This is a genomic window from Tundrisphaera macrotermitis (genome assembly GCF_051175315.1).
In the GTDB taxonomy this organism is placed as follows: Bacteria; Planctomycetota; Planctomycetia; order Isosphaerales; family Isosphaeraceae; genus Tundrisphaera.
Map to the genome: position 1 here is coordinate 5965018 of NZ_CP195100.1, position 26044 is coordinate 5991061.

The 26044-nt window shown below is 69.4% G+C and carries 17 protein-coding genes and 1 tRNA gene; 6 read left to right on the plus strand and 12 right to left on the minus strand.

Annotated features, from left to right (window positions below; all coding sequences use genetic code 11):
• Window positions 1–189 precede the first annotated feature (189 nt).
• The 4 genes from TA3x_RS24050 (at window position 190) to TA3x_RS24065 (ending at window position 7322) form a co-directional block, all read left to right on the plus strand.
• Window positions 190–2268 (plus strand): alpha/beta hydrolase family protein, encoded by a 2079-nt coding sequence (locus tag TA3x_RS24050; protein ID WP_435017215.1) that lies wholly within the window; start codon window positions 190–192, stop codon window positions 2266–2268.
• Window positions 2269–2625: 357 nt separating this feature from the next.
• Window positions 2626–3558, plus strand: coding sequence for a DUF1559 domain-containing protein (locus TA3x_RS24055; RefSeq protein WP_435017216.1), 933 nt, complete (start codon window positions 2626–2628; stop codon window positions 3556–3558).
• Between the two features lie 92 nt (window positions 3559–3650).
• Window positions 3651–4337, plus strand: coding sequence for a phospholipase D-like domain-containing protein (locus TA3x_RS24060; protein ID WP_435017217.1), 687 nt, complete (start codon window positions 3651–3653; stop codon window positions 4335–4337).
• A 117-nt stretch (window positions 4338–4454) separates the two neighbouring features.
• Entirely contained in the window at window positions 4455–7322 is a 2868-nt protein-coding gene (locus TA3x_RS24065; RefSeq protein WP_435017218.1) for a PAS domain S-box protein, read from the plus strand.
• A gap of 24 nt (window positions 7323–7346) precedes the next feature.
• On the opposite strand, the gene TA3x_RS24070 is transcribed toward TA3x_RS24065, so the two are convergent.
• The 3 genes from TA3x_RS24070 to TA3x_RS24080 form a co-directional block, all read right to left on the minus strand.
• Window positions 7347–10532, minus strand: a complete 3186-nt coding sequence (locus tag TA3x_RS24070; RefSeq protein WP_435017219.1) for a PQQ-dependent sugar dehydrogenase — start codon at window positions 10530–10532, stop codon at window positions 7347–7349.
• Between the two features lie 257 nt (window positions 10533–10789).
• Complete coding sequence (locus tag TA3x_RS24075) at window positions 10790–12142, minus strand: sulfatase family protein (RefSeq protein WP_435017220.1); 1353 nt, start codon at window positions 12140–12142, stop codon at window positions 10790–10792.
• A complete protein-coding gene (locus TA3x_RS24080) occupies window positions 12139–13536 on the minus strand; it encodes a sulfatase family protein (RefSeq protein WP_435017221.1) in 1398 nt (465 codons plus the stop codon). The genes TA3x_RS24075 and TA3x_RS24080 overlap by 4 nt, the downstream gene beginning before the upstream one ends.
• A 261-nt stretch (window positions 13537–13797) precedes the next feature.
• Here TA3x_RS24080 and TA3x_RS24085 point away from each other — a divergent pair.
• A tRNA-Ser gene (locus TA3x_RS24085) sits at window positions 13798–13886 on the plus strand.
• A 138-nt stretch (window positions 13887–14024) separates the two neighbouring features.
• Here the strand turns inward: TA3x_RS24085 and TA3x_RS24090 are convergent.
• Genes TA3x_RS24090 through TA3x_RS24125 form a run of 8 tightly spaced genes read right to left on the minus strand, consistent with a single transcriptional unit; the run spans window position 14025 to window position 22902 of the window.
• Complete coding sequence (locus tag TA3x_RS24090) at window positions 14025–14891, minus strand: PIG-L deacetylase family protein (RefSeq protein WP_435017222.1); 867 nt, start codon at window positions 14889–14891, stop codon at window positions 14025–14027.
• A gap of 16 nt (window positions 14892–14907) precedes the next feature.
• Entirely contained in the window at window positions 14908–16179 is a 1272-nt protein-coding gene (locus TA3x_RS24095; RefSeq protein ID WP_435017223.1) for a glycosyltransferase family 4 protein, read from the minus strand.
• Between the two features lie 36 nt (window positions 16180–16215).
• Window positions 16216–17694 carry a YcaO-like family protein gene (locus TA3x_RS24100; RefSeq protein WP_435017224.1) on the minus strand — a complete coding sequence of 493 codons (1479 nt, stop codon included), beginning with the start codon at window positions 17692–17694 and terminating at the stop codon, window positions 16216–16218.
• Window positions 17687–18535: a hypothetical protein gene (locus TA3x_RS24105; RefSeq protein ID WP_435017225.1), complete on the minus strand. Its 849-nt coding sequence runs from the start codon at window positions 18533–18535 to the stop codon at window positions 17687–17689. The genes TA3x_RS24100 and TA3x_RS24105 overlap by 8 nt, the downstream gene beginning before the upstream one ends.
• Window positions 18526–19551 carry a Gfo/Idh/MocA family protein gene (locus TA3x_RS24110; RefSeq protein ID WP_435017226.1) on the minus strand — a complete coding sequence of 342 codons (1026 nt, stop codon included), beginning with the start codon at window positions 19549–19551 and terminating at the stop codon, window positions 18526–18528. Before TA3x_RS24110 ends, TA3x_RS24105 begins: the two co-directional genes overlap by 10 nt.
• On the minus strand, window positions 19551–20759 hold the full coding sequence (locus TA3x_RS24115; RefSeq protein ID WP_435017227.1) for a class I SAM-dependent methyltransferase: 1209 nt from the start codon (window positions 20757–20759) through the stop codon (window positions 19551–19553). The genes TA3x_RS24110 and TA3x_RS24115 overlap by 1 nt, the downstream gene beginning before the upstream one ends.
• Window positions 20756–21679: a hypothetical protein gene (locus TA3x_RS24120; RefSeq protein WP_435017228.1), complete on the minus strand. Its 924-nt coding sequence runs from the start codon at window positions 21677–21679 to the stop codon at window positions 20756–20758. Before TA3x_RS24120 ends, TA3x_RS24115 begins: the two co-directional genes overlap by 4 nt.
• Window positions 21676–22902 (minus strand): 3-dehydroquinate synthase, encoded by a 1227-nt coding sequence (locus TA3x_RS24125; protein WP_435022425.1) that lies wholly within the window; start codon window positions 22900–22902, stop codon window positions 21676–21678. Before TA3x_RS24125 ends, TA3x_RS24120 begins: the two co-directional genes overlap by 4 nt.
• 294 nt (window positions 22903–23196) lie before the next feature.
• Between TA3x_RS24125 and TA3x_RS24130 the strand changes: the two genes are divergently transcribed.
• Window positions 23197–24516, plus strand: coding sequence for an MFS transporter (locus TA3x_RS24130; RefSeq protein ID WP_435017229.1), 1320 nt, complete (start codon window positions 23197–23199; stop codon window positions 24514–24516).
• A gap of 21 nt (window positions 24517–24537) precedes the next feature.
• Here TA3x_RS24130 and TA3x_RS24135 read toward each other — a convergent pair whose 3' ends face one another.
• A complete protein-coding gene (locus TA3x_RS24135) occupies window positions 24538–25992 on the minus strand; it encodes a DUF1501 domain-containing protein (RefSeq protein ID WP_435017230.1) in 1455 nt (484 codons plus the stop codon).
• Window positions 25993–26044 lie beyond the last annotated feature (52 nt).

Here is a 26044-nt window from a genome sequence, read left to right on the forward strand (position 1 = left end):
GGGTGGCGGTGGGGTCGCCCGGGAAGGTTCGGCGGGAAGTCGTTCGCGGTCCCAACCTAGCGTCGGATACGACCATCGTCAAGCAAGGCCGGCGATGAGGGCGGTTTCCTCCGGGCGTGGGGCCGGCTAGGATGCCCCCGAAGACCTTCGTCCACGGGCCGACATCCGATACCCTGGGGTTGCACCGCCATGATCGCCCTCGCCCTGGCCTTCTCCCTCGCCGTCGCGACGCCGCCCGCCGATGAATTGCGGGTGCTGGACGAGGCGGCCCGACCCCGCGAGATGCTCGGCGATTGGCTCCGGGCGGAGGCCGGCAAACATTTCCGGGCGAGGAGGGAGGCCGTGGCGGCCTTAAAGACGCCCGAGGCCTGGCAGGCACGCCAGCGGGACCTCCGGGGAAAGTTCCTCGCCTCCCTCGGCGCCTTCCCCGAACGCACCCCGCTGAATCCCCGCGTCACGGGCCGGGATCGTCGCGACGGCTACACGGTCGAGCGGGTCGTCTTCGAAAGCCGTCCCGATCACCACGTGACCGCCTTGCTCTACCTGCCCGAGGCCTCGGGCCCGGTGCCCGGCGTCCTGCTCCCCTGCGGGCACTCCGCCGAGGGGAAGGCGGGCGAGACCTATCAGCGGGCCAGCATCACCCTGGCCCGGAATGGACTGGCCGTGCTCTGCTTCGACCCGTTCGGCCAGGGGGAACGGGTCCAGATCCTGGACGCCAAGGGCAAGCCGGCCATCAAGGGGAGCGTGACCGAGCACACGATGGCCGGCGTCGGGGCCCTGCTGGTCGGGCGGCAGGCGGCCCACTATCGGATCTGGGACGGCCTCCGGGCCATGGACTACCTGGCGGGCCGGCCCGAGGTCGACCCGACGCGCCTGGGGTGCACGGGGAATTCCGGGGGCGGGACCGAGACGGCCTACCTGATGGCCCTGGACGATCGGATCGCCGTGGCCGCCCCGTCCTGCTACATCACCTCGCTGGAACGGCTGTTCGCCACGATCGGCCCGCAGGACGCCGAGCAGAACATCACCGGCCAGGTCGCCTTCGGCATGGACCACGCCGACTACGTGACCATGAGGGCCCCGAAACCCACCCTCCTCTGCGTCGGGACCCAGGACTTCTTCGACATCGATGGGGCCTGGGCGAGCTTCCGGGAGGCCAAGCTGGCCTACGGCCGATTCGGCTTCGGGGAGCGCGTCGACCTGTTCGAGTCGGACGAACCCCACGGATTCACCGGGCCTCGCCGCACCGCGGCCATGCGCTGGATGAGGCGGTGGCTGCTCGGCAAGGATGACGCACCGGTCGAGGTCGATGCCACCATCGCCACCCTGGAGCAGGCCCAGGCCACCGCGAAAGGCCAGGTCGTGCAGGAGTTCCCCGGCGAACGCTCCGTGTTCGCCCTGAACGCCGAACGTGCTGACGAACTTGACCGATCTCGCGTCAAAGCATCGGCCGGACGCACCATGGACGCAATCCGGGAAGCAATTCGGACGCGGTTGGCCGTGCCGACGAACTTGCGCCCTGTCATCGTCTCGGGGCAGGATCGGACGATCCGGCGGTCGGAATACTCGGTGGACCGCTGGAGCGTGACCACCGAGCCGGGCATCACGGTGCCCGTGCTCCTCCTGCGCGGGGATCGGACCGACGGAGGTAAGCCCCTCGCGGTCTACGTGGGAGCCGACCGGACGATGTTCGAGCCGGGAGGGGCCATCGAGTCGCGTGTCAGGGCCGGCGAACAGGTTGCTCTGGTCGAGCCCCGCGGAATGGGCGAGACCACGCCGGCCCCCCCGACTCGCCTTGCCTTCGGCCCCGATGAACGCGAGGCGTTCCTGGCGCTCCACCTGGGCCGGCCGCTCATCGGGATGCGGGTGCTCGACGTGCTGCAGGCCCTCCGGGCCCTGGATGGAGGGCGGGGCTTCCATCTGGTCGGGGTCGGCGCCGGGGGGCCGATCGCCCTCCACGCGGCGATCCTCGACGACCGCGTGCGGTCGGTCGAGATCGACGGGTCGATCCTGTCCTGGTCGGCGGTGGCGCATGCCGGGATCACCCGCGACCAGCTCGCATCAGCCGTGCCCGGGGTCCTGGAAAGCTACGACCTGCCCGAACTCGCGGCGGCCCTGGCGCCGAGGCCGCTCACGATCCGCAGCCCGATCGATCCCGACGGGCGGCCGGCGGCCCGGGAGACCGTGGATGCGGCGCTCGCCCCGGTGATCGATGCCTTTCGTTCTCGGGACTCGGCGGATCGGCTGACGATCCGGGTCGCTCCCTGATCGGTCCCGCCGATGGGGCCCTGCCCCGCCGGTACGAACCCGCGGCACGGGTGTCCCGCCCCCTGATAGGCCAGGTTCGCCGGGCCCGGGATCCCGGCGAACTTACCCGGTTGGATGAATTCGATCGGCCCGTGCGGCCGATCAGATGGGTACCGGGCGGCGGTGAGGATGCGTTGCGAATCCCAGGATTCGCCCGGCTCGCCGACGCATGTTGCCATCGCGCCGACGCCCCTTGATCTCACCCATCGGACCCGGATAAAGTCCACCCATCCCTAATTCCACCGGAGATCATCCCGGCACGGCCCCGCGAGGCCGTTTCGGGCCGTCGGGATCATTACTTCTACTTCGGGCGAATCCATGTATCGATCGAATCCCGTCCGCCGCGGCTTCACGCTCATCGAACTGCTGGTGGTCATCGCCATCATCGCCGTGTTAATCGCCTTGCTCCTGCCCGCCGTGCAGGCCGCCCGCGAGGCCGCCCGCAGGATCCAGTGCACCAACAACCTCAAGCAGTTCGGGATCGCCCTGCATAATTACCACGACACCCACGGCCGGTTCCCCAACGGACTCCTGGGGCGTGAGCCGACCACCGGCAAATACCCGGGCGGGGGGAACGGGTATCGCCAGGCGTTCTGCGTGTCGATCCTGCCGTTCGTCGAGCAAGGCGCCGCCTTCGCCTCGTTCAACGCGAACCTGGGCGTGCTCAACGGGGCGAACCAGACGACGAGGCTCGCGAAGATCGCCGTCTACCAGTGCCCCTCCGACGTGTCGGTCATCTTCGCCGACCCCAATCCGACCGACCACAAGGGGAACTACGGCGTCAACTTCGGGCCCGGCGCATTCTTCAATCCGGGCCAGCCCGGGGGTGCCTTCGGGATCGCCTACGGTGCGAGCCTCGCGGAGATCACGGACGGGTCGAGCAATACCCTGGCGATGATGGAGTTGCTCCAGACCCCGACCCCGCTGAACGGCAACACCGACCGCCGGGGCCGGATCTGGAATGACGATTCCTCGACCTATCAGGTCACGGCCCAGCTCACGCCCAACAGCAAGAGTCCGGACGCCGGGGTCTGCGGCAACGACCCGGTCCGCAACATGCCTTGCACGGAGCCCGGCGCGGGCAATCCGGGCAGCTTCTGGCTGGCTTCGCGAAGCCGCCACCCCGGGGGCGTCAACAGCCTGCTGTGCGACGGTTCCGTCCGCTTCTTCAAGGACACGGTCGCCATCAACAACTGGCGGGCCCTGAGCACCCGAAACGGCGGTGAGGTCCTCTCGTCCGACGGATATTGATCGACGCGGAGGGGCCGACTGTCTCCGAAGCCGGGGGGCCGGCCTCCTTCCTCGATCCGTGCGGGCGGGAGGTCAACGAAGGAGTGTCGCCGATGCCGATCGAAGATCTCGACGCATGGCTGGCGCGGTCGTTCGAGGATTGGAAGCTCTCCCGCTCCGAGCGTCAGGCTCTCGTCGCCTCGCCATTCGGGTCGGGGCCTCCCGAGGCCAGGATGGCGACGATCCGGCGGGCCTTCGCGGCGGCCCGCGGGGCGTTGCCCGGGGCCGATCCCGTCGAGGTCCTGGCATGGCTGGAAGAAGTCGTGGCGGCCCTGCGGGAACGAGGCGAGCCGCCGACGACAATCCCCCGCGCCGAGGCCTACTTCAGCCCGGGGGATGACTGCCCGCGTGCCATCCTCCGGCTGCTGGATCAGGCGCGATCCACGGTGGATGCATGCGTCTTCACGATCACCGATGACCGCCTGGCCGATGGACTGATCGCCGCCGCCAGGCGCGGGCTCGAGGTGCGGGTGATCACCGACGACGCCAAGGCCGACGACCTCGGCTCCGACGCGAGCCGCCTCAACCGGTCGGGGATCGATCTCCGGATCGACCGCAGCCCGTTCCACATGCACCACAAGTTCGCCATCGTGGACCGGAGCATCCTGTTGACGGGGAGCTACAATTGGACCCGTGGCGCCGCCAATGATAACGAGGAAAACCTCATCATCAGCGACGATGCCCGATGGCTCGCCCCGTTCCTCGAGACCTTCGATCGCCTCTGGCGGAAATTCGCCTGACTTTCGCCGGGGATGATACACTGGGCCTTACGCCAAGATGCCGGGCCGACCCCGATCCGAGAGACGCCCCCGTTGACCGACGACCCGCATCCCGACCATCCACCCCGACCCGACGCAATGGACGATGGCCCGGCCGAACGGCTCTCACGGCTGGAGTCGGAGGTGGCCGCCCTGAGGCGACTCGCCGCGTTCGGCCGCGACCTGGGCATCGACCTCGCCCGGGGGGGGGATGATGCGGCGGAGATGCTCCGGCGTTGCGTCGAGCTGACGGTCGTCCACCTGGATGCGGCCCTGGCCCGGATCTGGACCGTGGATGCGACGGGCATATTCCTGGAGTTGCGGGCCAGCGCAGGACTCTGCACCCACACCGACGGCGTGCACGGACGGATCCCGATCGGGCGGTCCCAGATCGGCCGGATCGCCCAGGACCGTCGCCCCCTCCTGTCCAACGCGGTGATGGGCGACCCATCCGTCCCCGACCAGGACTGGGCGGTACGAGAGGGGATCGCCTCGTTCGCCGGCTTCCCGCTGGTCGTCGACAATCGACTGGTGGGCGTCTGGGCCATGTTCGCCCGCCATCCGCTGGCGGAGGCGACGTTGAGCGGGATGGCCTCGGTCGCCGATCAGGTCGCCCTGGGAATCGAACGCAAGGGGGTGGAGGAGCGTCTCTCCCGGGAGCGGGAACGGCTCCGCGTGACCCTGGAATGCGTCGGGGATGCGGTGATCTCGACCGACGGCGAAGGACGGATCACCTTCCTGAACCCAGTCGCCCGCCAGTTGACCGGATGGACCTCGGAGGATGCGGTCGGCCTCCCGCTGGATCGGGTCTTCCGGATCGTCGACGAGGCCAGCCGCGAGCCGGTCCCCAACCCGGCCCTGAGGGCTCTGCGCGAAGGGGCCATCGTCGGGCTCGCTAATCACACCATCCTGATCGCCCGGGACGGGACCGAACGGGCGATCGACGATAGTGCCGCGCCAATCCGGGACGACGGCGGGAATCTGGTCGGTGCCGTCCTGATCTTCCGGGACATCGACGCACGCCGCCACGCCGAGCGCGAGCTGGAGCGGAGCGAGGCCCGCAAGGCCGGCATCCTCGCCTCCGCGCTCGACGCGATCATCTCGATCGACCACGAAGGGCGGATCGTGGAATGGAACCCGGCCGCCGAGCGGATCTTCGGCGTGGGCCAGTCCGACGTCCTGGGCCGTTCCATGGCCGAGATCATCATCCCTCCCCGGATGCATGAGGCCCACCGGCGGGGCCTGGCCCATTATCTCGCGACCGGCGAAGGGCCGATCCTGGGGCGTCGCTTCGAGATCACGGCGATACGGCCCGATGGCGAGGAGTTCCCGGTCGAGATGGCGATCACGCCGATCGCCGGGTCCGGCCCGCCCGTCTTCACCGGACACCTCCGCGACATCACCGACCGCAAGCAGGCCGAGGCCGAGGCACGCCGGAGCCAGGCTCAATTCCGGACCCTGGCCGATTCGATCACCCAGCTCGCATGGATGGCCGAGGCCGATGGCCACCTCACCTGGTACAACCGCCGTTGGCACGAGTACACCGGGACGACCCCCGAGGAGATGAAAGGATGGGGCTGGCAAAAGGTCGTCGATCCCGCCGTCCTCCCCTCGGTCCTGATCCGGTGGCGGGAGTCGATCCGGACCGCCGAGCCGTTCGATATGGTCTTCCCGATCCGCAGGGCGGACGGCGTCTTCCGGCCGTTCCTCTCCCGGGGCGTGCCCCTGCACGATGAGAAAGGCCGGGTCGTCCAGTGGTTCGGGACGAACACCGACATCGCCGATCGGATCGAGCTGGAGGAATCGCTGAGGGCGGCCAAGGAGGAGGCGGAGCAGGCCAATCATGCCAAGACCCAGTTCCTGGCCGTCCTCTCCCACGAGTTGAGGACCCCGCTGAATCCCATCCTCCTGGCTGCGACCTCGATGATCGACGGGTCGGCATTGGCCGATGACCTGCGGCCGACGATGGAGATGATCCGCCACAATGTCAACCTCCAGGCTCGGTTGATCGACGATCTCCTGGACGTGATGCGGATCGTCCAGGGGAAGATGCCCCTCCACTGGGGCGTGGCCGATTGCCACGAGATCATCCGCCACGCCGTCCAGGTCTGCCAGAGCGAGATCCGCGGCGGGAGGGTCCGGCTCGAAGTCGATCTCCAGGCCCAGTTCCGCCACGTCAACGCCGACTCGGCCCGGCTCCAGCAGGTCTTCTGGAACCTGATCAAGAACGCCGTGAAGTTCTCGCCGGAGGGCGGCCTGCTGACGATCCGTTCCCGCGATGCGGGCGACGAGTCGGAACGACGGCTGATCGTCGAGGTCATCGATACCGGCATCGGAATCGATCCCCAGGTCCTGCCCATGATCTTCGACCCGTTCCAGCAGGGCGAAACGTCGATCACCCGTCGTTTCGGCGGGATGGGCCTGGGCCTGGCCATCAGCCGCGGGGTGATCGACGCCCATGGCGGCACCATCGTTGCGGAGAGCGCGGGGCCGGGATTCGGGACGACCTTCCGCGTCACGCTGAATGCGCTCCCGGGCCAGCCCGACGTCGCGGACGGGGCATCGCCGAAGCCCGTCGAACGCCCGGCGTCTTCCCTTGCCCTCCCCGCCCGCCTGTCGATCCTGGTCGTCGAGGACGAGGACTCGACCCGACGGCTCATGGCTCGGCTGCTCCGGGGGCACGGCCACACGATCACGATGGCGGGCACGATCGAGGAGGCCGCCTCGGAAGCGGAGCGGGGGCGGTTCGACCTGATCATCAGCGACATCGGCCTGCCCGACGGCTCGGGGTTGGAGCTGATGCGGCGGATCGTCGCGATGAAGGGGGCGGTCCCGGCGATCGCCCTGACCGGTTACGGCATGGAAGAAGATATCGTCCGCAGCCGCGAGGCCGGGTTCACCGCCCACATGACCAAGCCGATCGACTTCACCAAATTGGAGGCGATGATCCGCCAGCTCGTCCCGTGAACGAGCCGGCTGGATCCGCCGGGCTCAGGATTGGCCCTGGGCGGCATCGTTCCCGGGCCGCTTCGCCGTTTGCAGGGCGGAGACGACGGGACGCCGGGGAAGTGCCGCCCTCCGCGTGACGGAGGCGGCTCGCGACCCTCGACCCGGCCTCGGGTTCGCGTCCGGGACCTGGGCCGTGCGGGGCGGCGTGGTGACCGAGCCGGACGCGGCCGCCCGATGGCCCGGAGATTCGAGGGCCGGCAGCGTGGTCGCGACGCCGGCCGACCCGAACGGGACGATCACGTCGGGACCTCCTCCGGCCGGCCGGAAAGCGAAGTTCGCCGAGGGGGCATGGAAGAACGCGATTTCGGTCCGTCCCGATCCCGAGTAATCGCCGGGCACCGGGATGGTGTTCTCGCCCCCCGACCCGAACCGGGTGATGGCGTCCGGGCCGCCGCCGGAAGGACGGTAGGCGAACAGCGCCGAGTCCGGGAAATACAGGGCGAGATCGGTCCGGCCGTCGCCGTCGTAGTCGCCCGGGATCGGCACGGCATTCAGGCCGGCGGCCCCGAACTGGACCAGGAGATCCCCACCTCCGCCGGATGGCCGGATGGCCATCAGGCCGAGCGAGGGGAGATAGGCGGCGATGTCATCCTTGCCGTCCCCGTCGTAATCGCCGACGGCGGGCAGGGTCCGCCCCGCCCCGGCGAGGCCGAACGGGATGATCACGTCGCCGGTCCCCGTGACGGGGCGGATGGCGAATGCGCCGAAGGCGGGCAGGTAGACGGCGACCTCATCGCGGCCGGTGCCGAAGTAGTCGCCCGGGACCGGGATCGAGCCCCCCACCCCGGCGGCGCCGAACGAGATCACCACGTCGCCTCCGCCGGACGACGGGCGATACGCGTAGAGTGCCCGGCCCGGCAGATAGGCGGCCACATCGGACCGGCCGTCCCCGTCATAATCGCCGACCGCCGGGATGGTCTGCCCGCCGCCCGCCAGCCCGAACTGGGTCAGGACGCCCATGCCCGAGCCGGACGCGAGATAGCCGAACGCCCCAGCGTTCGTCAGGTAGACCGCGAGGTCGGTCCGGCGATCTCCATCGAAATCCCCCGCCACGGGGGGCCGGACCGGGATGATCGGGGGCGGATTGATCGGCGGAGGATTGATGGGCGGCGGATCGATCGGCGGCGGATCGATCGGCGGCGGGTCGATCGGCGGCGGGTCGATCGGCGGCGGGTCGATCGTGTCGACAATCTCCTTGAAGGAGGCCACGTAGGTCGTCGCGACCATCGGCGTGATGATCGTGTGGGTCGCTGCCCCTCCATCATTCCAGGACACGAACTCGAAGCGGCGGCCATCCAGCGTTTGGACCTCATCGACTCCGATCGGCCGTTCGAATCCGACCACGCCTTCGAAGGTGATCGGGGCGGCGGATGGTTCGCCATCCAGCGTGGTCGTCAGCCCGGAGGGGTCGGTGGTCACGGTGATCGTGGCCACGTTGGGGAAGAGATCGCGCGACGCGGTGGAGGTACGGCCTTCGGAATCGGTTGCGGTCACCGTGATCCGATAGGCCACGTCGGCCAGCGTATACGGCCCCGTCGTCGCCGGGGAGAAGGTCATCAGATCTTCCACGCCGGCCTCGGGAAGGAAGGGCCGGAGCGGCGGGTTGCCGCTGGCGATGCTGGTGATGTACTCGACGCGGTACGTCAAGCTCGCATTCCCCAGCGGACCGTCTTCCGGGTCGGTCCCCGTCGCGGTGAAGACGACCGGCTGCCCGGCGATGAACTTGCCATCGACGAGCCCTCCATCGATGGAGATCGTAGCCGAGGGACGTCGATTGGTCGTCGTGCTCAAGGTCGCCGGAGCCGAAGTGTCCGACCCGAACATATTGGACAGCACCACCCGGAATCGGGCACCATTGTCGGCGATCTGCGGGCTTGTCAGGACATAAGTCGCCTCGGTGGCCCTTTCGATCGGGACGAAGACGTCCGATCCGGCCTCGGCCCGCTCCCATTGGTAAAGGAACGGGGTCGCACCGCTCGCCGTCACGGTGAACGTGGCGGGCTCGTCCACGGTCGAAAGCAGGTCTTCGGGAGGGCGGGTCACGCTGGGGAGGCGATCGGCGGACGGGTAGATCCGGAAGACGCCCTTCTCGCCGCGTGAGAGGTAGAGCAGGCTCCCGTCCGGTGCCACCCTCAGATCCAATGCATAGCTGATGCCCGTCGCAAACTGGCTCACGGCCTTGGTTTCGGCATCGATGACGTTGATCCAGCCGTTGACGAAATCGGTGATGAAATAATCGCCATCGAACAGGCTGGGGAATCGCTCCGTCGCCGTGCTCGGCGGGTTATAGAAGGCCCCGCCCGTGATCGCATAGCCTTCCAGGGCCCCGGACCCATGAGCATAGGAATAGATGGGCCGGGTGAAGTCGGGATAGGCGGCCGGGTCGAAGTCCCCTTCGGTGAGTGGCCAGCCATAGTTGGCCCCGGCGACCCCGAGGTTCACCTCCTCGAAGTCGACCTGCCCGACATCATTGATGTACATCACCCCCGTCCCCGGCTGGAACGTGAAGGTGTACGGGTTGCGGAGGCCGACGGCCCAGATGGCACGGTTGACCCCGGTGGTGGTGCCGGAGATCCCGGGGAAGCTGGCCGGATTGTCTTCGGGGATGCTTCCGTCGGGATTGTAGCGGAGGATCTTGCCCAGGCGATTGCCCAGGTTCTGGGAGTTCGTCCCGTCCACGTTGTCGCCGACGGCGACATACAGCTTGCCATCGGGGCCGAAATGGATCGCCCCGCCGTTGTGGGCGGTCGCGGTGGTCAGGCGGTCGAGATCGACGATGACCGTCTCATCGGAGAGGGTCGGGCGGTCGGGGTCGGCGTTATCGACCGTGAATCGACTGATCCGGTTATGGACGTCCGTGCCGGAGACCGAGGTGTAGTAAAGATAAACGTAATCCGGCGCCGGGCTGGCCACATCGTAGGAGGGATCGAAGGCGATCCCGATCAGGCCGCGCTCGCCGATGTAGTCGATTGTGGCGGGGGGGATGGTGAGGGCTGTGAAACCCTGGGTGCTCCCGGCATGGAAGACGCTGACCTTGCCCCCCTGCCCCAACACCCAAACCCGACCCTCGGGCGCGACCTCCATGGTCGCAGCATCCGCGAGCCCGGACGAATCGACGATCCCCGTGGCCACGGCGGCCTCGGAAAACCCGATCGGCAGGGTCGTCATCAGGCGGCGATCTTCAAGCCCTTCGATCCGAGGACGACGGGCCGACGATCGGTTCGAAAGACGCATGATAGAGCCCCGGGCGATGAATGGATGCATACAGCACCAATTGTATCGGTCGCGAGGGGCCTAGCCCAAAACACTTTATCTCCGAAGTAATGAAAAGGCCGCCCGATCGGGGTGAAATGGCCGAGCCAAGGGCGTGCCACCCTGGACCCGGCATGGACCTCATCTCCGCCGGATGCGGACCTGAAATGGCATCATGGCATCGATTTGCGCCAGTGCAACAACGCCTCGGACAGTCGACTCGCCTCGCCTGGATTCTCGGACTCCAGGTTGGCCGTCTCGCGTTCATCTTTCGTGATGTCGTAAAGCTCGCGCTGGGTGCCGTCGGCGTTGATCAGCAGTTTCCACCGACCGTCGAGGATCGCGAGGTTCGGCGATCGGTTGTTCTTGTTGCCCGGGTAGTTGAACCCCTCCGCGTTTCGCCCGAATTCCCAGAACAATGGACGGGTCCGGGCCGGCGCCGGTTGGCCCAGGAAGGCCGGGCTCATATCCTCGCCGTCGGAGACATATCCCTCCGGCAGCGGGGCATCGGCGAGCCGGCACAGGGTCGGGAACAGGTCCACCGCCGCGAGGACGGCCTCCTCGGACCGGCCGGCGGGGATCAGCCCCGGGCTCCAGGCGAAGAAGGGCAGGCGCAGTCCACCTTCGAACAGGCTGAGTTTGCTGCCGCGCAGCCCGCCGGTCCGCTTCTGCTCCGGGAACGGGGGCAACGGCCCGTTGTCGGAGAGGAACAGGACGATCGTCGGGCGATCGTCATTGCGGTCGCGGATGGCATCCAGGAGCCGGCCGATCTGCCGATCCATCTCGACCAGCACGCCCTTGAGACGGGCCGGGGTGTCCCCCTTGCCGGTGGCCTTGCCCCGGGCGTTCAGCATCTGATCGTCGACCGAGGGGACCCACGGCGTGTGCGGGTCGTCGAGCCAGAGATTGACGAAGCAGGGCCGATCGGGGTGAGCCTTGAGGAAGTCGAGCGTCCGGTCGGTCATCCACCGCGTCCGCTCCCACCGCTTCACCGGATCCCTGTCCGACCAGATCCACTCGTTGTCGGTGGTGATATCCGGGTGGGGCTCGGGGCTTTCCCAGGTGCCGAAGCCGACATCGTAGCCATACGCGGCGAATTTGGGCGGATCGACGACGTCTCGGCCGCCTCCCAGGTGCCACTTGCCCACGTGGGCCGTGGCATAGCCGGCCGCCTTCAGCGCCCGGGGCAGGCTCGGCGCCTTCGCATCCAGGAAATCGGCCTGCTCCGCCTTCCGATTCCCCTCGCGGGTTTGGAGGAACGTCGTGATCTTCCAACGCGCCGGGAACTGTCCGGTCAGGAGCCCGCATCGGGACGGCGAGCAGACCGGGGCCGCCGAATAATAGCGGTTGAACCGGGTCCCCTCGCGGGCCATCCGGTCCAGGTTCGGGGTCTTGGCCACCCCCCCGCCGATGTCCCCGGGCCCGAGGTCATCGGAGAGGATCACGACGATGTTGGGCTGGACCGGCTTCGCCGGGGGCGATCCGACGATCAGGGCGGCGAGGAGGGGCAAGGTCGGCATCATCATCGGGAGGCCTCCGCCTTGGCTCGCGGGTCCGGCAGGGCTCGTTCGGTCGTCATCCCTTCATCCCCCTGATCTTTCATCCAGGTATCGAGCTCCTGGCGGAGGGCCGCCAGGGTCTCCGCATGGTCCCGATCGGCGGCGAGATTCCGCAACTCCCAGGGATCCGTCCGGAGGTCGTACAGTTCCTCGGCCGGCCGTCGGTGATAACGTTCGAGGACCGCGGCGGCCCCGGGGTCGGTCTTCGCCTTCGCCACCCACGAATCGAAGTAGTTCCGACCGTCGCCCCCGGCCGCCTTGTCGACGTGGGTATGATGCTCGGCGGTCGGGTTGAGGTTGCGGATGTACTTCCAGTCGGCGGTCCGGACCGCGCGGATCGGATACTCGTTCATCTTGCCGTCGCCGCTGTGCGTGAGGAAAACCTTGTCGCGATGCGTGTCCTTCTCCCCCCGGAGGACGCCCAGGAACGAGCGGCCGGAGAGGCCGGCGGGGGCCACGCCTCCGACGGCCTCCAGGCAGGTCGGCAGGATGTCGGTCCAATTCACCATCGCGTCGGTTCGTGACCCCGGCTTGATCCGTCCTGGCCAGGCGACGATGAGCGGGGTGCGGACCCCGGCGTCATAGCAATTCCACTTGCCGAACGGGAATTGCGACCCGTGATCGCTGCTGAACAGGAACAGCGTCTCCGGCCCGAGCGACGCCCGGGCCGCGTCATAGGCCATCCCCAGGTCCCGATCGGCGTTGGCGACCGCCTGGGCATAGCGGGCGCGGGCCCGTCGGGTGGCCGGCGTATCGACCAGAGTCGGAGGCAGATCGACATCCCGAGGATTCAACGCGCCCTCGCCCGGCCAGGGGACGTGCGACCAGTTCGTGCCGATGATCAGGCAGATTGGCCGGAGCGGTTTCGGCCCGGCGGCCCGCTTCGCGAGCCAGGAGACGGCCTGCTCCACGCAGGTGTCATCATGGTAGGTGTAATGGCTCGCATGGTCGAACCCGTAGGTCGTGACCTGGGCATAGTGGGCCGTCTTGCCGATCGCGGCCACCTCGTAGCCGAGGGCCTGGAAGTAAGAAGGCCAGGTCCGCACCGACGCATTCGGCCGGGCATGATTCAACATCGCCCCGTTCCGCATCGGGTCGAGCCCGGTCAGGAGGGCGGCCCGGCTCGGGGCACAGCTCGGCGAGGCGACGAACGCACGCGAGAATGTCATCCCGTCCGCGGCGAGGCGGGCCATGTTCGGCGTCGCGACGTCCTTGCCACCGTGGATCGGGATATCTCCCCAGCCCAGGTCATCGGCCAGGAACAGGACCACATCGGGGCGACCCGACCCATCGTCTCCGCTCGCGCGGCCGGACGGGACCGCCAGGCCGATCGCGACGAGCAGCAGCACCATCGACCTCATGATCGCTCCACAAAAACCGGGATGGGCCTGGAATGCGGGAAACTCGACTCTAACCTCGATCCCTCGCCGATTCCAGGAGCGGATCCCCTCGCCCTTCGAACTCCGCGTCCCGATCACGGCCGGGTCGCGGCCATCCCGGCCACGGATTGCGCCAGCACCAGCTTCCGGATCGGAGGACCGCTCGAACCCACCTTGACGATCCTCGGCCCTCTCTGCTAATCTCTGCCTGACGCCGGTCCTCAAGGCCGGTTCCGCCATCCCGGAGAGGTGGCTGAGTGGTCGAAAGCGACGGTTTGCTAAACCGTTATACCTGTCACAGGGTATCGGGGGTTCGAATCCCCCCCTCTCCGCTCGGTTGTCGTCCGTCCCCGCCAGGGTCGACCCAACCCGAAATCACCATCGACAATCTTCGATGAGACCCCGGCCATCCCGCCGGGGTCTTTTTCGTTCGGCATCCACCCTCTCTTGAACCCGCCTGGATCGCCTGACTACGGTAGGAACTGTTGATGACCGCCCCCGGTCGCGGTGCCCATGATCTCATGGACCGAAACGCATCCGAGGTGAAAGCCACCGTCCTTGAGAAGGTCGACCCCGTCGGAAATCATCAGCGTTTCCGCAGACCCGACCATGCCGAATCGCTCGGATTCCGAGGCGGCGAAGCGGGAGAGGCAGCGTCTCATTTCGGCGGCCCCACCGAACTGGAAGCCGACCTGCGATGCATAACGGGAGCAACCCTCCAGCTTGGCGGCGAAATCCTCCGCGGCCAGGCTGACCAATCGATCCGCTTGGTCGGCAGGGACCGCCGGGTCGGGCCGGGCGTCGGGGAACCTCGCCGCATAGGGGAGGTCGCGATACCAGGCCACCGGGCAGGCAGGTGTCAGGGCGGAATCTTGCATGGCGGCGATGACCTGCCGGTGGTCGACATGGCCGCCGACCCCCTGGGGGGCGAAGATCACGGCGGGCTCGTATCGACCGATCAGACTTTGGATGGCATCCACCAGAGGCTCGGCGATGCGATCCTCGGTACGCATGGGGCCGAACAACTCGGCCGGCGAACCGTATCCCCGGTGGGGAGCCTCGGGCAGGTCGAGCCAGAGCACCTCGGAGACCCCGAGGGCACGGCCGCACGCCAGATCCTCGTCGCGACGGAGGGCCATGTAATCGACCTCCGGCCCCAAACCCTTGTCGAGCTGGCAGGCCAGGGCGAATCCGGCCGGATCGGGCACGCTCGCCGTGAAGGCGGTCGCCAGCACGACCCGCCAGCCCTGGCGGGCGAGCGAAGCGATCGTTCCGCCGCACGAGAAGGCGGCGTCGTCGAGGTGGGGCGAGATGACCAGGGCGGTCGTCTGAGACATCGTTCGACCACCCGATTCAAAGGAGATGCGGTTGGAGCCGGAACCGGCACGACAGGTCGGAGGTCGCGACGGTGGACCCGCTCGGGTCGCAGAACTCGGTCCAGGAGTTGTCCACCGGCCGCACGGCGACCTCGGCGTAGGCCTGCTCGATCGTCCGGGTCACCGCCGGCCACGAGTAAAGGGACCGCACCTCATCGAGGGCGGCGCCCGCGAGTCGGCGTCGCAACGTGTCGTCGTCGAGCAGGCGGGCGATGGCCCCCGCGAGCGCGTCGGCATCCTTCGGCTCGACCAGCAGGCCGTCGCGGCCGTCTTCCAGGCAGTCGACGACGCCGACCGACCGGGTCGAGACGATCGGCAGCCCCGAGGCCATCGCCTCCAGGATGGTGTTGGAAAACCCCTCGGAGTAGGTCGGCGAGACGAAGATGTCGCCGCGACGATAGACGGAAGGGGCGTCGGCGTAGGAGGAATACCCGGCCAATTCGACCGCGTCGTCGAGCCCGAGGTCGGCAACCCGCCGGCCCACGGCCTCGACATCGGGGCCGATGCCGGACACGATCATCCGCAGGCGCCGGCCCCCGCAGCGGAGGGCGGCGAAGGCGTCGATCAGTTCGATGATCCCTTTCCGGGCGTCGACCCGGCCGTGGAAAAGCAGGACGGGCGGCTCGCGGAGGTCGCCGGGCACGGCCCCGTCGCGGGGGCGGAACCGCTCCGTGTCGGTGGCCCCGGGGATGATCGTGAACCGCTCGGGGGAGATCCCGTGCAGCCCGCAGACCTCCTCGGCGAACGAGGCGCTGCCGATCAGCAAAGCCCCGGCGTGCCCGAGCACGGCGCGGATCGCGTCGCGATGGGTCGAGCAGCAGGTGCCGACCCAGTGGCCGTCCCCCCCCTGGATCGAGACCAGGTTGGGGATGCCAAGGCGTCGGCTGGCCTCCATCGCCGCCAGGCCGTTGGGATAGCCGTACTGGGCGTGGATCAGGTCGAACGGACGTCGGGCGTGCTCGGCCTCGACGGCGGCGACCATGGCGGACAGGTCAGCTTCGAAGTCGGCCGGCTCGCCCCGGCCCACGGCCTGCTCCCCCTTGGATTCGAGCCCGATCACCCGCACGCCCGGCACCGAAGGGGGCGGCCCGCCGCCATAGACCCGCACCCCGTCGGGGTCGGCCCGATATTGCGAGATCATCGTGACCTCGTGCCCGTCCCGGGAAAGTTGGCGGATCAGGTTCAGGGCATAGACGCTCATCCCGGAGATCGCCGGGAAGAATCGCCGGGAGATGAAGCAGATGTGCATGGATTGGCCACCGAGGATGGGGATTCGGGAGGGTCTTCAGGCGATCGCGGCCGAGCGGCCGGCGCGGACGACCTGCGCCGCGTGGCTGCTGGGCTCGCGATAGAGCGGGTACAGCGGGCCGACCGCCGCGTCGACGGCCCTCGGGTCGAGCCAGGCCGGGCCGCCGAGTCGCTCGGTCCCCGCCTCGTCGAGGATGACCGGCAGGCAGCCCGGGGGCGGCGTGCCGAGACCGACCATGGGGCTTCCCCGTTCCAGGAGCTTCCGCACGCCCCGGCCGCCGATCCGGCGATAGCTCATCGTCTCGACCTCCAGGCCGGGGACGATCGCCTTGCATGCGAAGACCTCCCCGCCGGGAGGGGAATGGTCCACGTAGAGGACGTCGAGCCCGGCCTCCGCCAGACGGCCGGCGACGGTCGCGAGCCGTTGCTCGGGCGTGTCGCAGCGGTCACCGACCGAGGGCAACTTCGAGAACCTGACGCTCGACCGCTCCGAAAGCACCGAGTCCGCCAGGATCGCGCGGAGCCGTTCGCCCGTCGAGCCGATCCAGTCGACCATCGCCGCCAGGGCCCGGGGTTCCTCGCCGTCGGTGGAGAGGGTGGCCAGGTAGCCGTCGAGGTAGCCCGGCGGTGAGGCCGCGGCAACGGCGTCGAGCGGCCCGTGCATGAACGCCTTGCGGGCCCGGGCGGCGCCGAATTCCAGCAGGGCCTTGCGCAGGGCCCGGTCGCGGTCGGGATGGGCCGCCTCGCCGCAGGCGGTCAGCTTGATGGGGAGGTCGCCGTCCGGGTCGTCGTCGCAGCCGACGACGTACAGGTTGGCCAGGCCGAACTCGGTACTGGCCAGCTTGGGGATCACCCGCAAGCCGGCCTCGCGGTAGCGGTCCAGCAGGGCCAGCGCCGAGGGGTCGGCCACGGCGTCGAGGTTCAGCACGACCCCTTGATCGAGGGCCCGGAACGAGAGGCCGTTGCCATCGCGCTGGAGCAGTTCCAGCAGGCCGTGGGCGAGGGCCTGGTCCCGCGACAGCCCGGCCCCCTGGCCGTTGGTGATCGGGGTGATCAGGGTCCTGATCCCGCCGAGTTGCCGGCGGCTGATCGCGGCGAATTCGATGGGAACGAGGACCGAACTCGCATCGGATAGACGCCGCGCCTCGACCCAGGTCAGGGGCATGTCGGGCGAATAGGGCGAGCCGGCCGGGAGGCAGAGTGTTCGGGGATCGCAGACTCCATCGGGGCCGAGCCTCGCGGAGAGTTCGCGATGGCTCCCCTCGACTCGGCGGGCCCGGGACAGGGCGTCCTCGGCGTGGACGTCCTCCGAGAGTTCGCCGAGGGCCCCGACCATCGCCTCCTCGGGCGTGGCGCCGTAGCCGAAGCCGTCGAAGATGTAGTCATCGGGGAAGGCGTAGCCCGCCGCGACCACGGGAACGCCGAGTCGATCGAGCCCGCCATAAGCGAACGTCCACCGCCGGCCCTCCGGGAGGTTGCGGAGGTAGGCGTCGGCGACGCGGGTCAGGTCAGCCATGGGCGGCGGTCTCCATCGGCAGGGGTTCGGTCGTCGGGCGGCCGGCGATCAGGCGATCGAACAGGGCCAGGGCGTCGTCGCGGCCGACGTTGGGCGCGAACTCGAACGGGGTGAACGCCCGGTCGAACGGGAGTTGCTCGTAGACGCGGCGGTAATGGGCCAGCTCCCCCTTGCTCAGGGGGATGTGGTAGTGGTAACCCTTGTGGCAGCTCAGGGCATGAACCCGCCCGTCCGCGTCGAAGTCGTCGAACTTGAGGCTGTCCCCCACGAACAGGGCCCGCCGGCCCTGGTCGTGGAGCACGCATTGACCCTCGTAATGGCCGCCGACGTGGTGGAGCGTCAGCCCGGGAGCGACTTCGTGCCGGTCGTCCGCGACGGTGGAGACGTGGAACGCCTTGGTGTAGCGCACGTCTTCCCGGTGGATCACCAGTTCGGGGCGGAACCTTTCCTGGAGCTGCCACAATGCCCCGTAGCCGTGGGGGTGCGAGGCCCCGAGCACGCGGATGCCGCCCAGCCGCTCGATCTGTTCCAGGGCATCGTCGTGGTAGAACGGGGCCCCCTCGAACGCGACGTTGCCGTCGTCGCGGAGGATCAGCCAGCCGGTCCCCGCCAGCCCGTATCGGGGCTCGCACCAGAAGCCCCAGATCCCGGGGGTGAACTCCTTCCATTGCGTCCGGACCGTCCCGGCCACCCGGGCGGCGTCGGCGTAGTCCCAGCCGTCGGGGGGGAGGGCGTTGCGGACGTCGGAGCAGAGGACGCAGTTCAGCGTCATCGGGTCCTGCCGCTCGAACCAGGTGTGCCAGAAGCCGCAGTGGGTGCAGGAGAGGTGCGTCAGCGGCATGCCGCCTCCAGGAGCGCATGGTGGGCCAGGTCGGATGCCGGGGAGAACGGGTAGGGACGGCCGGACAGGACCGCGTCGGCGAACGCCCCGGCCTGCTCGCCGAACGGGCCGCGGTCGGCCGCCCCGCCGAAGGGGACGGCCGTCGATCGCCCGGTTTCGGCGTCGACCCATTCCAGGGTCCCGCCCGGCGTCTGGCCCATCGTGTTGGTGGCCGTGGCCATGCCCCGCGTGCCGATCAATTCCAGCCGGCGGCGGGGGAAGCTGTCCGGGCAGTTGTAGGCGACGTGGAGCGTGGCGAGGGCACCGCCGCTAAATCGCCCCGCCAGCACCGCGCCGTCGTCGACGGCGTAGCCGTGGACGCGAGTTTGAGTCAATGCGATGAGCGACTCCCAATCGTCGCCGAGCAGCATGGCCAGCAGGTCGATGCCGTGGGGCGCCAGGTCGATCAGGGCACCTCCGCCGGCCCGGGCCGGGTCGACCCGCCAGTTGTCCGGCGCCCAGTCGGCCGGCAGCCAGCAGGCGTAGTGGATCCGAGCCTGGGCCACGACGCCGAGCGTCCCATCGGCGACCAGATCGCGAAGCCGGACATGTGCGGCGTGGAACCTCTGGTCGTAGGCGGTCGCATAGACGACCCCGGCCCGATCGCATGCCTCCACCATCCGCCGGGCATCGGCGAGCGTGGTCGCCATCGGCTTCTCGCACAGGACGTGCTTGCCGGCGGCCGCGCAGGCGGCGACGATCCCGGCATGGGCGTGGTTCGGCGTGGCGACGTAGACGGCCTCGACCGCCGGGTCGGCCAGGAACGATGGGAGGCTGTCATGGGGTATGGCCACACCGCGATCGGTCGGAAGGGTTGCGGCCAGCCGAGCCATCGAGTGCGGATCGGGATCGAACAGCCCGGCGACGCGACCGTTGCCCGAGGCGACGATCCCCGGCACGCCATAGTCGCGTGCCACCCAGCCGCAGCCCACTACACCCCAGCCCAGGCGGCGGGTCCAGCCCGCATCGATGGCCATCACCAGCGCTCCGGAAGGTCGAGCAGGATCCGTCGTCGCGCCAGGCGGGCCACCTCGTCCCGCTCCGGCCGCGAATGATCCGGGGGCGTCGGCTCCCCGATCAGATAGCCGGACGCCTCGGCGTATTCGGCCTCGAACCGGGGCGACGGCCAACGCGGCACCATTTGACCCCCTTGGTCGACCAGCAGTGGATTGACCCGGAGCGGGCGCGAGCCGGGGGCCGGGTCGAGCAAGGTCCGCCCGGTGTCCAGGCCGTCATCTGGCCAGGCCAGGGCGACCGCCTCGACCCCGGCAAGCGAACCGGCGTCTCGCGCCGGGGCCGGCGTCTCGGCCCAGGCCCAGCGGGCCAGTTCGGCGTCGTCGTACATCCGGCATCCCGGCAGCAGGCCGGCATACGCCTCGGGCGTCCAGGGATCGCCCGCGACACCGCGATGGTCGAAGTCTCGGTTGTGTGCGTGGCCGATCAGGATCCGCCCCGCATCGCCCGCCGTCCGACGGAAGGAGGCGACGACCCCCGGCTTGTCGTCGAGGAAGTAGAACGCGTCGTGGCAGAAAACGGTCGGCGACGAGGACGCCCGCCCCAACGGCCACCCGGCGACCGCGTCCGCACAGACGAGACCCACGTCGCCCGGCACCACGAACCGGCGGGCCAGCCAGATCTTGGCGAACACCACGTCGAGGCCCAGGCAGTCGATCCCTCGCAGTCGCAGGTCGCGGAGGTAATGGCCGATCCCGCAGGCCACCTCGACCACAGGCCGACCCGGGGGCGCGTGCCTCCCCAGCAGAGCGAGCCCGGACAGGTAGGTCGGGGCCGACCAGCGATAGGCGAAGTAGTCCGCCACCGGGCCGAATCCCAGCGCCCGCATTGCGTCGCGAAGCGTGCCATCTCCTTCCGCCGCGTCGATGGCCCCAGCAATTGAGGCCGCGTCGGGGGGCGGGGTGCGGGCGAAGTCGTCCTGATCGGCCAGCAAGAGGCCCAGGGCCGATCGAGCATCGCGGGAATCCAGGGCCTCCAGGGCGTGTTGACGCAGATGCTCACGACCCACCCGGAGGAACGGGATCCCCTCGACGACGGGCCAGCGGCCCCCGCCCTCGCCGACGAGCGAGTGGGGCGAGTCGGGCCGAAGCGGGGTCGCGTCCTCCGGGTCGACGAGCGCGCAGCCGCATCGCTCCCCCACCCGGGCGGAGGGGCCGGTGATGGTGCTCATGGAAGCAGCCCCGCATCGCCCAGGACATCGAGGTGGAACGCCTGGATCGGCCCGGGATGGACGAGATCGAGGTCGACGAGTGCCTGATCGATCCGGAATCCCGCGGCTCGGGCGTGGTAATCCATTTGCAACACCCGGTCGAGCACGTCGGCGGCATGGAACGCCCGAGCCTCGGGGGTGTCGGCATGGGGCAAGATGAGGCGGGCCCGGGCCACAACCTCGGCCAGCGCCGGCGGCAGCTCGCCCATCGCCCGGGCCGTGAGCCGATCCATGATCGGCCCGAGGTGCCGGCCCAGAAGCTCCTCGCCGGCGAAGCCGGAGTCGGGAAGCTCCGCGTTGTGGAGGTGGTGCGACAGCCCGGCCAGGAACGGGATGGCCGGGTCGGCATCGAACGACGACGCGACGAGCACCGCGTAGACCGCCGTGACGTAGCAATGGTCGGCGTGGCTCTCCGCCGGCTCCAGGATCAACCTCGGGTGGCCCGGGCGCGTCGCCCCGGCCCTCGGCTGATCGGCGAGACGGCCGACCCATCCGGGCAAGGGCTCCAGCCCTCCCGGATCGGCCGGGAGGCCGCCGACCGCCTCCCCGAGACGGTCCCGGATGCTCGGATCGAGGCATTCCGCGAATGAGTCGACCCCGGCGCGGAGGACCTCGATGGACTCGGTCTCCGAGAGGCCCGCGTCCGCGAGCACGGCCGCATCGATCGCGCCGAGGCGGGCGGAGGCGACCCCCGAGGCGGCCTCGGCCCAGGCCACGCGGGCGGGGTCCGCCCCGGAGATCAGGGCGGCCCAGGCCCGGGCGAAGCCGTGCGCCGCGACGCTGCCAGCTCGGCCGGCCCGGCGGATCCGCTTCAGGTCGTTGATTTCGCCGAGGAGCGGGCGGAGCCGGCCAAACCCCATCACCCGAGGAGGACCGCTCATCTCCGGGACCCCGAGGCCTCGGCGAGCGGCTCCCCGGCGGGGTGGCCGCGCGACGCGTCGTGGTCCTGGACGCGGCCGATCGCCTCGCGCATCAGGTCGCGGTCGATCTCGTGGACGTCGACCGGATCGCCCACCGCGCGGAGCATGGTCACGGTCAGGCGGCCGCCGAGGTGCTGGCGGAACTCCTCCAAGCCGTCGAGCAGAGGGCCGACATCGCGGAGCATCGGGTGGCCGAGCGTGAAGCCGAGGTCGGACAGGCAGCGGAGGATCCGCGCCGAGTCGTCCCAGGGAAGGCCGATCGCCAACGACGAATAGATCGCATCGATGGCCACACCGATGGCGACCGCCTCGCCGTGCCGGACCGCGAAGCCGGTCATCGGCTCGAGCTTGTGGGCCGACCAGTGGCCGAAGTCGAGCGGGCGGGCCTCCAGCGCCTCGAACGGGTCGCCCCCCTCGGCGATGTGGGCGAGGTGGAACTCCACCGAAGCCCGGATCATCGGCATCGCCACGGATAGGTCGCGCCGGCGGATCCGCCCCGCCCCCCGGCAGAGTTGGTCGAAGACCTTCGGCGACTTCAGCAAGGCGACCTTCACCGCCTCGGAGAAGCCGGCGATGAAGTCGCGGTCGGGCAGGCTGGACAGCAGCCCGGCGTCGTTGATCACGGCCCAGGGGACGGCGAACGCCCCCATCCAGTTCTTCTTGCCGAAGAAGTTGACCGCGTTCTTCACGCCGACGCCGCTGTCGGCCTGGGCCAGGGTCGTGGTCGGGAGACGGACCAGGCGGATGCCCCGGTGCGCGACCGCCGCCGCGAAGCCGACCGCATCCAGCACCGCGCCGCCGCCCGCCACCACGACGTAGCTCCTCCGGTCGAGGTCGGTGTCGTTGAAGGCGCGGAGGATCCGATCGAGCTCATCCCGGTCGTTCTTGATCGATTCCCCGCCCGGGACGACCCGGACCTCGCCCGCCAGGGTGCAGCGATCGGGGTGATCCTCGATGATCCCGGCCAACGTGGGGAGGATCTCGGGGCGGGCGTCGGCCACATGGGAATCGACGAAGATCTGGACCTTCGCCGGGGACTGGCCCGATGGCTCCAGCACCTCGACCAACGCCCCCCGGTCCTGGCCGAGCACGTCGTCGGTGTAGCGGAGGCGGTGGTGGAAAGTGACGGCGAACGGCGAATCGACGCGCCTGCCCTGTGCGGGCTGCGCAATGGTGCTTTGGATCACCGACGACGTCTCCGCGAGGATGGCCGGGGACGAGGGCCCCGTCCGAATCGATCAATTCTGGGATGAATGGTCTTGTAGGCGGCCGCATACGTTCGTCCACCCTTGAGGGCGATCCGAAACCGTTTTTCGATGGAATGGCCCGTCGCGGAGGTCGGGGATCGGGTCCATGCCGGGGGCCGCGGCCGATCCCAAAATGGTGGACAAACCCGAGTTGGGAGACGCCGGGAGGTTGACCACAGCCCGGAGCGTCGGCAGCATGGGTCCTCCGCCCGGTCTCCCCTGGTCCTGCCGATGACCCATCCCATCCCCCCGCTTAGCGAGAGCCGGTCGCTCCGCGCCGTCGTGTTCTTCGCCCTCTATGCGGTCGAGGGGATCCCCTCGGGCTTCGCCCTGACCGCTGTCTCCAACTACCTGGCGGCCGAGGGGGTCGGATCTGAGGTGATCGGGGCCTTCGCGGCCCGGATCGGACTGCCATGGACCGTCCAGTTCCTCTGGGGCCCGATCATCGACCGCCATCAGGGGTCCCCGATGGGCCGGCGCAGGCCGTGGGTCGTGGGTTCCCAGTTCGCCGCCTTCGTCGCCTCGCTCGGGGTGGTCGCCGTCCGGGATCCCAGGAATCAACTCGGGATGTTGTCGCTGGCCTTCCTGATCCACGGGATCTTCGCGTCGATCCAGGATGCCAGCGTCGATGCGATGGCCATCGGCATGATCCCGGAAGAGGAGCGGGGGCGGGTCAATGCGTACATGCGGGCCGGCCTCCTGTTCGGATCGGGGGCCGGCGCGGCGGCATGGGCGGTCCTGATCCGGTCGGCCGGATTCACCGCCGCCGCCGTGGCCCAGTCCGCCGTGCTGCTGGCGATGACGGTGCTCACGTGCTTCGTCCGGGAGCGGCCGGGCGATCTCCTGCTTCCCTGGGGCCGGCCGGCAGCCGACCCCGTCGCCGGATCCGCGACGCCGGATCGGCCCGTGGCGGGTCGTCGGCCGTTCGCGACGATCCTGGCCGAGTTGGTGCGGGGCCTGCTGGAACCCCGGGGCCTGCGGATCTTCGCCTCGACCCTGGCCGTCTACGGGGCGATGGCCGTCTTCATCCGGGCGTTCTCGTACAGCCTCGTCGGCGACCTCGGCTGGTCGGACGAGGACGTGTCGGTCTATTCGGGGGCCTACGGCACGGCGACCGGCCTGGCGGTCTCGCTCGCGGGGGCCGCGATCGCCGATCGGATCGGTCCCCGCCGCCTGATGATCGGCTCGATGGGCCTGATCGGAGGCTTCCTGATCCTGTTCGGCGCCTCCGCGCGGTCATGGGCCAACCCGCCGGTGGCCGCCTCCGGGCTGATCCTCTGGTCCGCCTTCGATCCGATCTTCTCGATCGCGTGCATGCCGGTCTTGATGTCGCTCTGCCGGCCGGGCGTCGAAGGCTCCCAGTTCACGGCGTATATGGCCCTGGTCAACCTCGCCAACGCCGTGGGGACGTATGTCTCGGGGCAGCTCCAGGGGCGATTCTCGGCCGGGAGCCTCGGCCTGTTCGCCGGCCTCGCCATCTGGGCGATGCTCCCCTCGGCGATCGGATCGCTCCGCTCGGCGGGAAGCCCGCGAGAAGGGTCATGGTCGTGATCATCCCGGATGGGTGACAACTCATGCAAGGAGATCGCTCATCACCCGGCCGTGGACGTCGGTGAGCCGGCGATCGAGCCCGTCGCGGCGGACGGCAAGGCGGGTGTGATCGATCCCCAGCAGGTGCAGGACGGTGGCGTGGATGTCGTGGACCTCGGTCGGATGGCGTCGGTCGGCCGGCTTGAAGCCCCACTCGTCGCTCGGGCCCAGGCTGATCCCCCCCTTGATCCCGCCGCCGGCCAGCCAGTTCGTGAAGCAGTGGGGGTTGTGGTCCCGTCCCCGGCCCCCCTGGCTCGACGGCATCCGGCCGAACTCGGTGGTCCAGAGGATCAGGGTGTCGTCGAGCATCCCCAGCCGCTTCAGGTCGGCGATCAGGGCCGAGGCCCCCCGGGCCATCCCCCGGGCGAGCGGACCATGGTCGCGGGCGACGTCCTCGTGGCTGTCCCAGTTCCGCCGGGGGAAGCCGTTGTCGTTGCCGCTCCAGACTTGCACGAACCGGACGCCCCGCTCCAGGAGCCGACGGGCGATCAGGCAGCGCCGGCCGAAGGTGTCGATCTCCTCGGTCGCATTGATGGAAGGGCCGAACGTGGTCCCCGAAGGCTCGACCCCGTAGAGCCGCAGGGCCTCCTTCGATTCCGAGGCGAGGTCCAGGGCCTCGGGCGCGGCGAGCTGCATCCGCGCGGCCAGCTCATAGCTTCGGACCCGCCCGGCGAGCCGCTCGTCCCCGGGATGGTCCTCGGCGTGCCTCCGGTTGAGCCGCGACAGCAGGTCGATGCCCGCGACATCGCCGTCCCTCCCCCCGAGGGCCACGCGCTCGTCGGGGAAGAGATCCTCGATCGGCGTCCGGGCCCCAGGCGACAGGACGGTCCCCTGGTGCTGGGCGGGCAGGAAGGCGTTGTCCCAGTTCTTGGTCCCGTTCGAGGCGAACCCGCGGGGGTCGGGCAGGACGACGAAGGCGGGCAGGTTCTCGGTCATCGACCCGAGCCCGTAGCTGACCCACGCCCCCATGCCGGGGAATCCCGGACGGTCGAACCCCGTGGTCTGGAGCAGCGTCCCCTGGCTGTGCACGCCCGTCTTGCCGACGACGTTGTGGACGAACGCAATCTCGTCGATCACCGAGCCCAACGCCTCGACCGGCTCGCCGAGCATCTTGCCGCACCCGCCGTGCGGCCGGAAGTCGAACACCGGGCGGAGCCAGGGGCCGAGGCCATCCTGGAACGTCTCGACCCGCTCGCCGAAATCCGCCGGCTGGCCGTGCCTCTTGACCAACTCGGGCTTATAGTCGAACAGATCGATGTGGCTCGCCGCCCCCGCCATGAAGAGTTGGACGACCCGCCGGGCCTTCGGGGCGTGGTGAAGCCCGCCGTCCGGCCGGAGCCCCCCGCCCGCCCGGGCATCCTCGGCGCCCAACAGCGACGCCAGCGCGATCCCGCCCAGGCCGCCCCCCGATTGCCACAGGAAATCGCGACGATTCATCCGCCAGCCTCGCTCATCGGGTTCGATGCCGAAGGGGTGATCACGGCGGGTC

Bases quoted from the DNA above. Each gene is read 5' to 3' on its own strand.
- TA3x_RS24050 (WP_435017215.1), top strand. From the start codon at position 190: ATGATCGCCCTCGCCCTGGCCTTCTCCCTCGCCGTCGCGACGCCGCCC.
- TA3x_RS24055 (WP_435017216.1), top strand. From the start codon at position 2,626: ATGTATCGATCGAATCCCGTCCGCCGCGGCTTCACGCTCATCGAACTG.
- TA3x_RS24060 (WP_435017217.1), top strand. From the start codon at position 3,651: ATGCCGATCGAAGATCTCGACGCATGGCTGGCGCGGTCGTTCGAGGAT.
- TA3x_RS24065 (WP_435017218.1), top strand. From the start codon at position 4,455: ATGGACGATGGCCCGGCCGAACGGCTCTCACGGCTGGAGTCGGAGGTG.
- TA3x_RS24070 (WP_435017219.1), bottom strand. From the start codon at position 10,532: ATGACGACCCTGCCGATCGGGTTTTCCGAGGCCGCCGTGGCCACGGGG.
- TA3x_RS24075 (WP_435017220.1), bottom strand. From the start codon at position 12,142: ATGATGATGCCGACCTTGCCCCTCCTCGCCGCCCTGATCGTCGGATCG.
- TA3x_RS24080 (WP_435017221.1), bottom strand. From the start codon at position 13,536: ATGAGGTCGATGGTGCTGCTGCTCGTCGCGATCGGCCTGGCGGTCCCG.
- TA3x_RS24090 (WP_435017222.1), bottom strand. From the start codon at position 14,891: ATGTCTCAGACGACCGCCCTGGTCATCTCGCCCCACCTCGACGACGCC.
- TA3x_RS24095 (WP_435017223.1), bottom strand. From the start codon at position 16,179: ATGCACATCTGCTTCATCTCCCGGCGATTCTTCCCGGCGATCTCCGGG.
- TA3x_RS24100 (WP_435017224.1), bottom strand. From the start codon at position 17,694: ATGGCTGACCTGACCCGCGTCGCCGACGCCTACCTCCGCAACCTCCCG.
- TA3x_RS24105 (WP_435017225.1), bottom strand. From the start codon at position 18,535: ATGCCGCTGACGCACCTCTCCTGCACCCACTGCGGCTTCTGGCACACC.
- TA3x_RS24110 (WP_435017226.1), bottom strand. From the start codon at position 19,551: ATGGCCATCGATGCGGGCTGGACCCGCCGCCTGGGCTGGGGTGTAGTG.
- TA3x_RS24115 (WP_435017227.1), bottom strand. From the start codon at position 20,759: ATGAGCACCATCACCGGCCCCTCCGCCCGGGTGGGGGAGCGATGCGGC.
- TA3x_RS24120 (WP_435017228.1), bottom strand. From the start codon at position 21,679: ATGAGCGGTCCTCCTCGGGTGATGGGGTTTGGCCGGCTCCGCCCGCTC.
- TA3x_RS24130 (WP_435017229.1), top strand. From the start codon at position 23,197: ATGACCCATCCCATCCCCCCGCTTAGCGAGAGCCGGTCGCTCCGCGCC.
- TA3x_RS24135 (WP_435017230.1), bottom strand. From the start codon at position 25,992: ATGAATCGTCGCGATTTCCTGTGGCAATCGGGGGGCGGCCTGGGCGGG.